The 10,688-nt window shown below is 67.9% G+C and carries 7 protein-coding genes and 6 pseudogenes; 8 read left to right on the plus strand and 5 right to left on the minus strand.

The genetic code is table 11. The features are described 5' to 3' along the window. Positions 1–82, plus strand: a pseudogene (locus ACFVJQ_RS44700) (IS5/IS1182 family transposase); the annotation flags it as partial. Between the two features lie 5 nt (positions 83–87). Then, a pseudogene (locus tag ACFVJQ_RS44705) lies at positions 88–201 on the plus strand (VOC family protein); the annotation flags it as partial. Positions 202–425: 224 nt separating this feature from the next. Here ACFVJQ_RS44705 and ACFVJQ_RS44710 read toward each other — a convergent pair. Both ACFVJQ_RS44710 and ACFVJQ_RS44715 read right to left on the minus strand, forming a co-directional pair. Beyond that, a complete protein-coding gene (locus tag ACFVJQ_RS44710; protein ID WP_385517866.1) occupies positions 426–1,244 on the minus strand; it encodes an alpha/beta fold hydrolase in 819 nt (272 codons plus the stop codon). Positions 1,245–1,714: 470 nt separating this feature from the next. Then, complete coding sequence (locus ACFVJQ_RS44715) at positions 1,715–2,167, minus strand: SRPBCC domain-containing protein (RefSeq protein ID WP_385791670.1); 453 nt, start codon at positions 2,165–2,167, stop codon at positions 1,715–1,717. Between the two features lie 715 nt (positions 2,168–2,882). Between ACFVJQ_RS44715 and ACFVJQ_RS44720 the strand changes: the two are divergent. Next, positions 2,883–3,435, plus strand: a pseudogene (locus ACFVJQ_RS44720) (hypothetical protein). 208 nt (positions 3,436–3,643) lie between these two features. Here the strand turns inward: ACFVJQ_RS44720 and ACFVJQ_RS44725 are convergent. Continuing rightward, positions 3,644–4,591: a hypothetical protein gene (locus tag ACFVJQ_RS44725; protein WP_385517870.1), complete on the minus strand. Its 948-nt coding sequence runs from the start codon at positions 4,589–4,591 to the stop codon at positions 3,644–3,646. A 179-nt stretch (positions 4,592–4,770) separates the two neighbouring features. Here ACFVJQ_RS44725 and ACFVJQ_RS44730 point away from each other — a divergent pair, with 179 nt between their 5' ends. Beyond that, a complete protein-coding gene (locus tag ACFVJQ_RS44730; protein ID WP_385517873.1) occupies positions 4,771–5,691 on the plus strand; it encodes a group II intron maturase-specific domain-containing protein in 921 nt (306 codons plus the stop codon). Positions 5,692–6,075: 384 nt separating this feature from the next. On the opposite strand, the gene ACFVJQ_RS44735 is transcribed toward ACFVJQ_RS44730, so the two are convergent. Next, positions 6,076–6,453, minus strand: a complete 378-nt coding sequence (locus tag ACFVJQ_RS44735; RefSeq protein ID WP_385517875.1) for a MerR family transcriptional regulator — start codon at positions 6,451–6,453, stop codon at positions 6,076–6,078. A 65-nt stretch (positions 6,454–6,518) separates the two neighbouring features. Between ACFVJQ_RS44735 and ACFVJQ_RS44740 the strand changes: the two genes are divergently transcribed. Together ACFVJQ_RS44740 and ACFVJQ_RS44745 are read left to right on the plus strand one after the other, a co-directional pair. Next, positions 6,519–7,739, plus strand: a complete 1,221-nt coding sequence (locus ACFVJQ_RS44740; RefSeq protein ID WP_385791673.1) for an MFS transporter — start codon at positions 6,519–6,521, stop codon at positions 7,737–7,739. A 108-nt stretch (positions 7,740–7,847) separates the two neighbouring features. Further along, positions 7,848–8,153, plus strand: a pseudogene (locus ACFVJQ_RS44745) (transposase family protein); the annotation flags it as partial. Between the two features lie 425 nt (positions 8,154–8,578). On the opposite strand, the pseudogene ACFVJQ_RS44750 reads toward ACFVJQ_RS44745, so the two are convergent. After that, positions 8,579–9,347, minus strand: a pseudogene (locus ACFVJQ_RS44750) (IS5 family transposase). A gap of 168 nt (positions 9,348–9,515) precedes the next feature. Here ACFVJQ_RS44750 and ACFVJQ_RS44755 point away from each other — a divergent pair. Together ACFVJQ_RS44755 and ACFVJQ_RS44760 are read left to right on the plus strand one after the other, a co-directional pair. Continuing rightward, the gene (locus tag ACFVJQ_RS44755) at positions 9,516–10,295 is read left to right on the plus strand and encodes a hypothetical protein (RefSeq protein ID WP_385791674.1); all 780 of its coding nucleotides are present in this window, start codon (positions 9,516–9,518) and stop codon (positions 10,293–10,295) included. 251 nt (positions 10,296–10,546) lie between these two features. Then, positions 10,547–10,688 (plus strand): annotated as a pseudogene (locus tag ACFVJQ_RS44760) (IS5/IS1182 family transposase); the annotation flags it as partial.

Consider the following 10,688-nt stretch of genomic DNA (forward strand, 5'->3'; position numbering starts at 1 on the left):
GATCTTCCGCAGAGCGCGGTGCAGCCCAAATCGAATGACGTCAATCGCCGCAGCGGTCCTCACCCTGGAGCGGCAACGCTGAAAGACCTCACTGATCGCCGGAAGCCCGACGGCGCGGGCTGGGCCGTCCTCGCCGATCCTGAAGGCAATGAATTCTGTGTCCTCCGTAGCGAGTCCGATCGCGCTGCGATGTCTTCCTAAGGCTCCGCTGGCAGCGGGATGGCACCGCATCAGCAGATGAGCCAGCCCACCGGTGCACGCGCCAGTCAGCGCCAGCAGGGCGGCCACATGGCCCCGAGTCGCCCGGCGCTCATGGTGTAGACGCTGGCGGCGGCCGACTGGGCCGCGGCGATGGCCGCCGGTGCCGGCCATCGCCGCTCGGAGTGGGATGGCGGCAGCGGCCGCCGTTGGAAGCCGCTTGAGGATCAGGACGGCGGGGTCCCGCCGTCGATCTCGCCCCAGAAGGCGTCGACCCGTGCGTTGAACACGTCCGGGGACTCCTGGAACGGCTGGTGGGCCTCTCCCGCCATGACCTCGAAGCGGGCGCCCGGGATGGCGTCGGCCACGACCCGCCCAAGCCGCGGTGGCGTGGTGATGTCCCGTTCGCCGGCCAGGACGAGGGTCGGTGCGGTGATGCCGGGCAGCCGGTCGAGCGTGTCGTGCTGCATGAACGGCTCCAGTTGACGCTGGAAGGCCTCGGCGGACTGCGGGTACGGGAAGGCGAGCGTTTCGTCGATGATCCGCTGCACCGTGCCGTCGGCGTGGGCGCGCGGCGTGTACATCCACAGGAAGAACGCCTCCAGCATGGCGCGCTCGTCGGGCGCCCCCGTCACCAGCCAATGCCAGAAGCGGGTCATGGTGGTGAAGTAGGCGTCCGCCCGCGCCCAGGTACTCATGAGGACGAGGCTGCGGACGGCCTCCGGGTGGCGGAGCGCCAGCTCCTGCGCGATCGCGCTGCCGCCCGAGAAACCAGCGACATGCGCCCTGTCGACCCGGAGCACCCGGAGCAGTTCCGCGGCGTCGTCGGCCAGCATGGCCACGGACATGGGCCCGTCGGGCAACGGCGTCCGCCCCGCCCCTCGGTTGTCGAAGGCGATGACCCGGTACCGGTCCGACAACCCGTCGAGCTGCGCCTGCCACGCCTCGGCGGGGTCGCCCAGCCCTGCGATCAGCAGGACGTCGGGTCCCTGGCCACGGCTCTCGGTCCAGATCGTCGTTCCGTTGGCTTCGACGTATTCGCCCATGGAATACACCTCCCGCCCCATCGTCTCCTCCGCCGGTCCGTGATCGAATACCGCCGCGCCGCACGCACTCCCGGATGCCCTCGGCCCACCCGGCCGTGGGACCGCAATCGAAGGCTGATGAGCCGACTCGTGAGCAGACGGGTGCGGGGTCCTGGGCAAGCTGATCAGGGCCCCGTTTCGGCGCCGCCCATGTCCCATGCCGGTCTGAAACTGACGGACGTTATTGAGGCTCCTTGAAAGCGCATCTGTCCGCAGTTCGCGAAGGTCAAGGCGGGGCACGCGTGAAGGCGGGAACGGCAAAGTCTTCGCGACGTGTGGGGTGCCGTGCTCGGTCGGGCCGGATCTACCTACTGCCGCACTATCGGCGCCGGTGGCGGATGCGGTCGAACGGCACAGCCGGTCGAGAAGGCAGGCCCGGGGCCGGAGGGGCTTGCCCTTGAATCGCGGCCGCTGGTGAGCTTGAACAGGGGTCAGTCGCCTGCCTTTTCGGCCAGGAAGGCGCTGAGGCTGTCGAGGAGCATGGTGCTGCCCTGCTCGGCCATGTCGCGTTCGTCGGTGGTGTCGCAGGTTTGGCTGAGCACGATCTGTGTGCGCTGGCCGTCCTGCTCGGTGAGTTCCAGGGTCATGACCGCGGGTGCGGGCTTGCCGGGTACGTCCATGCCGATCACCAGGCGGCTGTTCTCGGCGACCTCGAGATAGGAGCCGGTCAGCGGGAACTGAGCGCCGTCGGGTGTGACCATCGTGGCCTTCCACGCACCGCCCGGCCGTACGTCCATCTCGACGGAGTCGGCAACGGCGCCTGCCCACCGGGCGTACTGCTCGGCGGTGGTCCAGGCTCGCCATACCTTCGCCGCGGGGGCTTCCAGCGTCCGGGTCAGCGTGTAGGAGAAACTGTTGGCTGCGCTGGTCTGCTCGGTGCTCATGTTTTTCGTCTCCTCGTCTCGCCCTTGATCGGGTTGTCGCACCTGTAGACGGCCGAGGGCGCGGAAAGTCATCGGTGTGGTGGGGCTTCCTCGATCCAGCTGAGGATGCGGGTCCGGAGGAGTTCGAACCAGGCTCTGCCGTACCTGGCTCGCGTGAAATGTCTTCTGCCGGTTCACGTGTTCCTCGACGGCATTGGAAATTCCAGGGGGAGGGGAGGTCGGCGGTGACGGCGTCGAGGTCGTGGCGGAGGAAGCCGGCGAAGCCCTGTATCGGTGTCGGAGCGTCCTGCCCGGCCTGGCGGATCCACTCCAGCAGCACATATCCGCGTCGGTGACTGGCCAGATCGGTGACGCCTGGGCGAGGTCGCAGGCCCCGCTGATGTTCGGGCAGGCGAGCCGGAGGTGAAGCAGTCGCTGGTCCTGGCTCTCGGTGAGGGCCTCGCACGGCCGCATGATCCACGAGGTGGTCTTGCGCGGGCTGGGGATGTCGGCCCGGAGTGGTTCGGCCGTGCCCACGCGAAGGGCGGCGAGGTGTTTGCGGACGGCCTGTCGGTGGATCTGTCAGGAACAGGCGGGTGCCGCTGACCTGGCCTTGCGTCTCGGTGAGTGTGCTCTTGCCCGTCGCTTTGTTGATGAATAAATCAGAGGCCGGTGGCACGGATGAAGCTACGCTCGTCACAACCCTGACCTGGCTGGTGAGGGGAGGAGCACTGTCGTGAATCGGCCCCTTCTCTACCTTGACGTCGACGGGCCGCTGAATCCGTATGCCGGCGAAGCCGGAGCGCCGCCCCGCGGGCTACTCGACTCACCGGATGAAGCCCGAGGGATGGATCGCTCAGCACCCCGGCACGCCACGACCCTATGTGAAGCCGCTGCGGGTCTGGCTCAGCACCGGCCATGGCCGTCGGCTCCGGGGCCTGAGCGCACTGTACGACCTGGTGTGGGCAACCACGTGGGGAGCGGAGGCGAACGTCTTCATCGCGCCCGTTCTCGGCCTGCCGGAACTGCCTGTCGTGGACTGGCCCACGATGCACGAGGAGGGCCCGGACGGTACGTTCTGGAAGACCGGTTACCTTGTCGCGCACGCTGCCGGCCGGCCGTTCGCCTGGGTCGATGACGACATCGGTGAGCCCGACCGGGCCTTTACGGCAGCGCACCACGACGGCCAGGCGCTCCTCCATCGTGTCGACGCGCGACTGGGGCTGCGCGACAGCGACTTCACCGCCCTGGATGCCTTCGCCCGCGCTCTGGATTCCCCACCCGCCTGACTGCCATGGGTAAGAGGGGGAGCAAGAGCAGCTGTGCGCGGGTGTCTTCGCCTGCACCGGCCAACGGCTCCTCGCCCTGGCGGCCGGCAACTGGTACCACTGGACCGGGCCCAAAGGCCAAGCTCGCACGGCTGCTCGGCCTCGCGGCCGGCGCCTGGCACAACTGGACGACCGGCGGAAAGATCGAACAGATCCCTTTGATCGGCGGTCAGCTGCCCGCCCGGTCGGGGGTGGGAAGCGCGAGTGCGGCGGCGTCTCGTGCGATGCGCACGGCGTCTGCGAGCGGGCCTGCCAGCGCGGCTGCTTCTGCCTCCGCTGTGCGCACTTGCTCGGTGGTGAGCGTGTCGGCCGTGGTGGCTGCGACGAGATCGATGTAGGCGTCCGTGCGACGTTCGGCTTCTTGGAGCTGGCGTTGCTGGTCGATGAGCTTATCGATCGTGCGGACTTTCGCGGCGTATGCTTCCAGCGCCTTGACCCGGAGGTCGACGGCTTCCCGGCTCGTGTTGAGCGCGGTGGCCTGTGTGGCGAGGGCTGCGTCGACGTCGGCGCCTGCGCTGTGGCGTTCGGCTTGCCTGTGCTCGCGAGCGAGACGGTAGATCCGCGTGCTGTCCAGAGCGATCTTCCAAAGGATGTGTGGCAGGTCGGAGTTGTTGCGCTGGCTGTCGATCAGGCCATCGTTGTGGGCCTGGGAGCCGGTGATTGTGTCGACTGCTCTGGCTGCCCGGACGACGAGGTCACGTTCTTCGGGTGCCAGGTCGACAGGGCACACGTAGCGGTCCTGGCCGCGATAGCGGCGCGCTGTGCGGCGGGCACGGGTTTCGCTTCGGCGCATGCCGACGGCGGTGGCGCACAGAGCAAGGCAGATGAGCGTGCCGATGCAGCCGGCTGCGGGTTCCCAACCGCTGAGAGCGTAGGCGGGCATGTTCATGAAGGACCAGGTGAGCTGGCCGCACACCAGGGTGGCGATGCCGAAGCCGATCGCCGCCCCGGTGGGCCCGAGCGGGGCGGTCGCCTTCTTCGGCTGCGCGGCAGCCAGCTCCCGCAGTGCCTTGCGATTCCTCTCGCGCGCACTGGGAATCGCTTGCCGTCGACCGTCGGGGGAGGGGAGTTCCTCACCGCTGACACTCAAAAGAATCTTGCGATCTGCCTCCGGCATTTCTGGATCAACGATCGGACGATCTTCAGGCCTCGGCAAGACTCCGCCCCCCACGGGTTCAACATCAACGATGACGCAAGATCATAGGCGCGCACGCCACTTGGGCGCGCACCGCTGCACCGGGGCGGTTAACGAGTTGGTGCGTGATAGCGGGTGGGCATGCTCTCGTGGTGAGGGGCATGGTCGATCGGGCGGTGTTGGCGCATCCGTTGTTCACGGGCATCTCGACGGCGCGTCTGGTGTCTTTGGTTGAGGAGTTGGCCTGTCCGTGGGCGGCTGCGGCGGAGGGGCAGCGGGAGCGGGTGCAGGGCGGTGTGATCTCACCGTTGATGTGCAATGTCTATCTGCACCGGCTGGACCGGGCATGGGACGAGCACGACGGGGGCCTGGTCCGATACGCCGACGATGTGGTCGTGATGTACTTCTCCCGCAGTCAGGCCGAGCGGGCGCTCGCCCGACTGGTTGAGCTGCTGGGGGAGTTGGGGCTGAGGCCGAAGGAGTCCAAGACGAGGATCGTGCACCTGATGACGGACCAGGAAGGCTTTGACTTCTTCGGGTTTCACCACCGTCAGGTTCGTTCCCGGGGACTGCACGGGCGCCGACGCTTCGAATTCCTGGCCCGCTGGCCCTCGAACAGGCCGATGCAGCACGCCCGCGACCGGATCCGGGAGATCACCGCCCGGCGTCGGCTCCCGCTGCATCCCGAAGCGATCGTGGAGGACTTGAACCTGTTCCTCCGCGGGTGGATGGCGTACCTCCGTTACGGTCACTCCGCCCGCCGCTTCAGCAAGATCGGAAGGTTCACGCGGGAACGCGTCGCGCACTTCATCAGCAGAAAGCACCGGCGCAGCCGGGCCTTCGGCTGGTGGGTGCTGACCGTCTCGTCCCCGAACGAACTCGGTCTGATCAGCCCGTACGGAACCGTTGTCCCGCCCGGGCCGGAAAGCCCTGGCGGGAAAGGCCGAATGCCGTCGGTGAACGGCGTCGGTGAGCCGTGTGCGGGAGAACCGCATGCACGGTTCGAAGCGGCGGGGGCTGGAAACGGAGCGGAAGCACTCCGCCACCGCGCAGCCCCCGACCCTACAACCTCGTCTGGCTGAGCAGTATGCCGTGGTGCGGGCGGCAGCAACTCGTGGACTGAGCCGGGCAGTTCGGATGAGGTCCACGGCAGACGCCCATGCAGGTCGGCGAGACGCTGAATGTTCGCGCTGTGCTGCTTGCCGGAGGAGTACGGCTTGTCGATCGACGTAGAGGTGGTGCCAGCCGTCCCGCTCGGCGAACGAGGGCTTGAGGGCAGGAGCAGCCGATGGTCGATGGTGTAGCCATGCACCCTGGCGACGGGTGTGTCGGCGCCGAACTCGACATGATGAAGCAATCGCGCGCGGTCGTGCCCCATGGAACCTTGCCATCAATGTGAACGCCAAGCCGGAGGCAACGCTCTCACCCCATCCGCGGCGAGGCATCGCACCTGCAGGTGTGATGCCTCAGGCGGCGTCCGCCCGGGCGTGGGTCCGGACTTCTTCGAGGTATTCGGCGATGGCGTCCCGGTTGCGGGTGAGGCATTCGACGCGTTGGTTCATGCGGTCGAGCTCGGCTTCCAGCATCGCGATCATCTCCGGCGTGGCCTCGGAGAAGATGATGCGCCGGGGCTTGTCGAGGCAGGGCAGGATCTGCTTGATGATGCGGGTTGGCAACCCGGCGTCGAGCAGTCCGCGGATCTGCAGGACGCGGTCCACGAACCGTTCGTCGTAATTGCGATAGCCGTTCGCACAGCGCTCCGAGACGATGAGGCCCTGCTCCTCGTAGTAGCGGAGGAGTCGGCGGGAGACGCCGGTCCGTTCGGAGAGCTCCCCGATGCGCATGTGCTCCACCTCACGCAGTGTCAGGTTGACCTTCACATCGATGTGAAGGTTTGAGCATACCTGCCATGCCAATCGAGAGCACCGATCGATCCGCTGATGCGCACCCACCGATCAGCAACGAGAAGCTGCCGATGGCGGCACTGCTGGCGCTGGCCACGGCCGTGTTCATCACCAGCCTGACCGAGACGCTACCCGCCGGAGTTCTCCCCGCGATGAGCGGCAGCCTCCATGTCAGCGAGTCCGCAGCGGGTCAGGCAGTGACGGTCTACGCCGCCGGCACCGCCCTCACGGCCATCCCGCTGACTGCCGCCACTGCGGGATGGCGACGCAAGCGGCTGCTGCTGACGGCCATGGCCGGATTCGCCGCGGCCAACACCGTCACGGCCGTCTCGTCCACCTACCCGCTGACCCTGATCTCCCGGTTCGTCGCCGGCGTGGCCGCAGGACTGGCCTGGGCCCTGCTGGCTGGCTACGCCCGCCGCATGGCACCAGCCCAACTCCAGGGCAAAGCGGTCGCCATCGCTATGGCCGGTATCCCCATCGCCCTCTCCCTAGGGGTTCCCGCAGGCACCTTCGTCGGCCAGGCGCTCGGCTGGCGGGTGGCCTTCCTGATCATGACGGGCCTCACCCTCGTCCTGCTCGGCTGGATCACCGCGATCGTGCCGGACCACCCCGGGCAGCGCTCGCAGGAGCGGCCCCGGATGCTGCGGGCGCTCGCCACCCCGGGCGTGGCACCGGTCCTCTTCGTCACGCTCGTCTTCGTCCTGGCCCACACCATTCTCTACGCCTACATCGCCACCTTCCTCACCCACGTCGACATGGGCAAGTCAACCGACCTGGTCCTCCTGGTCTTCGGCATCGCCTCCCTGGCGAGCATCTGGTTCACCGGAGTCCACATCGACCGGCGACTGCGCACCCTCACCATCAGCAGCGTTCTCCTGGTCGGCGTCGCGGCCGCCATCCTCGGCGTGCTGGCCCACACCAGCGCTCTTGTCTACCTGGCGGCCCTGCTGTGGGGGCTCGGTTGGGGAGGCGTCCCCACACTGCTGCAGACAGCCGCCGCGGACGCCGGAGGCGCCGCTGCGGACGCCGCCCAGGCCATGCTGGTCACCCTGTGGAACGCCGCCATGGCCGCCGGCGGCATCATCGGCGGCATCCTGCTCGACACGCTCGGCGCGGTGTCCTTCCCCTGGAGCGTTCTCTTGCTCCTCGTACCCGGCCTCATCACCGTTGTGGGCGCCCGCGTTCACGGCTTCCCGGCCAAGCGCCCAGGCGCGGCCGCGTGAATCCAGGCCCGTGGGGCCGCAGGTGCACTGCATCACCGGGCTCCACGCGATCGCCTCGCACGAGCCGCCAGTGCTGACCAAGAGCAACCTCGCCACGTGGAGCTTCGTGTGCTTGTCTATCCGTCGGCGATCGATCTGTCCTCCGCGCATCTGCGCTACCTCACCCGTCAACTGACCGTACGCCGCCGAGAGATCGGTTGCCGCTGGCGACGCCTGACACCGGGGCGGCAGGCCCTGCTGGTCCTGGCTCACCTGCGCTGCGGCGACACCTACGCCCGCCTGGCCACCGGCTTCGGCATCGGAGTCGCGACCGCCCACCGCTATGTCCGAGAGGCCGTCGAGGTCCTGGCCACGGCCGCGCCCACCCTCGCTGACGCGGTGCGAGCTGGGAGCCGCCTGGCGTTTGTGATCCTGCCGCGCGGGTGGGTGGTCGAGAGGTCGCTGGCGTGGCTGTTGCACGCCCGCTGATGCGTCCGGGACTGCGAGATTCTCCCGCAGCACTTTCGAAGCAGTGCTCGCCCCCGCGGCCATCAGCCTCATGACCCGTCGGCTCGCCCGAACAGTCTGTCCGCCCAACCGCGGCGGCTGCCCGGCCGGGGTCAGCTTCTCCGGGCTGCGTGATCACTCACGCACGGTGATCCGGGCGGTGGCCAGTTGGCTGTTCATGTGGGTGAGAGCCTGTGGGCCTGTTGTGAGGTGGTGGATTGGGGGCTCTGTCGGGGGTCCTGCGCGGGAGTCTGCTGGCAGGAGCGGGCAGGGGAGTTGGGGATTTCCTCGGTTGTTGTGGTCCGGGTGATCGGCTGGGGGTTCTCGTTCCAGTCCTTGAGCTCTTTCCATCCTCAGTTTGAGCTGGCCAGATGCAGGGTGAGGACAGCCTGGACGAGGCTCGTGATGCGGGTGGTCGAGCATCGGAGCTTGCGTAGGAGCCGCCAGGACTTGAGGGTGGCGACGGCTTGCTCCACCAGGGCACGGATCTTCGCATGGGATCGGTTGGCCCCTTGCTGACCTGCGGACAGCGTCTCCCACCGGCCGCGGTAAGGAACACGGACCGTGCCACCGGCGCCCTGGTAGCCCTTGTCGGCCCAGCAGCGGACGTCCGCTTCGGCGAGAGCGTCGACGATGCCGTGCTCGCGGGCCGCGCGGACGTCGTGGACGGCACCGGGCAGAGCCGGCGAGGCCCACAGCAGGCGGCCGAGCGGATCGGCGACGATCTGCACGTTCATCCCGTGTTTCTTGTGCTTGACAGCCCGAGTAGAAGGGGCGATCGGCGGCGGCGCGGTCGATGGGCAACAGCGTCCCGTCCAACAGGACGAACGCCTTGAGCGTCGCCGTCCTGACCGCCTCGGCGAGCGTGGGGGCGAGGGCAGCCAGGACCTCGATTGCTTCGGTGATGTAGCGGTAGGCGGTGGTGGTGCCGATGCCGAATCCGGCTGCGAGCTGGGCGTACGGATGCCCGTTGCGGAGATGGGCGAGGGTGAGCAGGGCTTGCCGGCTGGTGCTCAAGCGCCGCCACCGGGTACCCAAAGACCGGCGGTGTTCCCGCAGGCGATCAGCGAGGAGACGGAGGGCGGAGCTGGACACGTCCAGCCCGGACGGGTAGACAAGCACACGAAGCCTCTGGTGGAGACGGTTCTTTTTGGCCGAAAACCCATCTACCAGGGGCTTCGCTTGCCTGTCAGCCCAACTGGTCAACATCCCCAGCAGGTTGGAGAGCTCACTGTGGCGAATCATCCTGGCTTTGGGGCGCTCTTGACTCGACTTCTGAATCACCGTCGGGTGGATGTCGCATGGCTGGCCTCGGCGTCTGGCATCCCCGAGGCCGACCTCCGCTCGGTGTCAGAGGGCGCGCCGCCGCTGGCCTCGCAGCTCGACGCCCTCGCCCCCGCGCTCGGCTTCCACGCCGCCGACCTCTACGCAATCGCCGATGTTCCGGTGCCGGCAGCCCTCACGCACGGGCATCCGGCAGCCGGGTCCGACATCGCGAGCCTCGTCCGGATCACGATGGCACTGCCGTCGGACCAGAGAACTTGTGTCCACCGGCTGGTCGATCAGCTGCCACGAGAACCGCGCGACCGTCCATGGGACCTGCCGCGTACCGATAGCCAGCACGATTCGGGCGCTGGCGCGTTGCTCGTCAACCTGCTGTGCGGCAACCGGAACCTGTACTCCCTGAGCGCCGCGGCCAAGGCCCTGGCCCTGCTTACGGATGGACGCGTGTACCTGGCCGCCTCCACGATCCACGGCATCGGCCGAGGTCGCGTGCCGCTGACCCCGGAGCGGGTTGCGGGCTTCGCCACCACCCTCGGCATCTCGCCTGGAGACCTCGCCGCCATCACAAGCGTCGAACTCCCCCAGCCTTCGTGGCCCGACGATCCGCTGACGGCCGAGATGGCGCAGCTGCTGTGGAACTGCCGGCACCTGACCGCGGCTCAGGCCGAGCACGCGTATGACGAAGTGAAGTCGATGCTAGTAGCAGTGCCCGATGACGCCTCTAGCGAAGAGTGGAACCGCGTCTCCCGCCACCAAGGGAGATGGTGGGGTGCGCCGAGGCGGTGAACGCTGCTTGGGCCGACACGGCTCTCTGCCACCTCCAGTCGTTCCAACCTGGCTGTCTCACGATGAATTTGGAAAAGGCTCAGTGACGTTTTCTCAGCGAAATAGGTTGTGGCTTTGGGGATGAGCTCGCCAGGGCCGAGTGCCGAAGGCCGCGCCCCGGCGGAGGACAGACGTAAAGCCCCTGGTAGGACGGTTCTCACCACAAGATCGTCCGCTGTACCAGAGGCTTCACGTTGGTCACCTATGTTGCCATGCTCGACGTCCCGCGCCACGTGGTGGAGTACCTCGCCCGGCTGCTGGCTGCCCATCGCCGCCGGATCGGCACGCCGAAGGGCTCGCGGGCGCTGGGCCCGTTCCGGCAGGCCGTGTTCGTGCTGCGCTGGTTCCGCGAGG

This window comes from Streptomyces sp. NPDC127197, assembly GCF_042672405.1.
GTDB classification, from domain to species: domain Bacteria; phylum Actinomycetota; class Actinomycetes; order Streptomycetales; family Streptomycetaceae; genus Streptomyces; species Streptomyces flavusporus.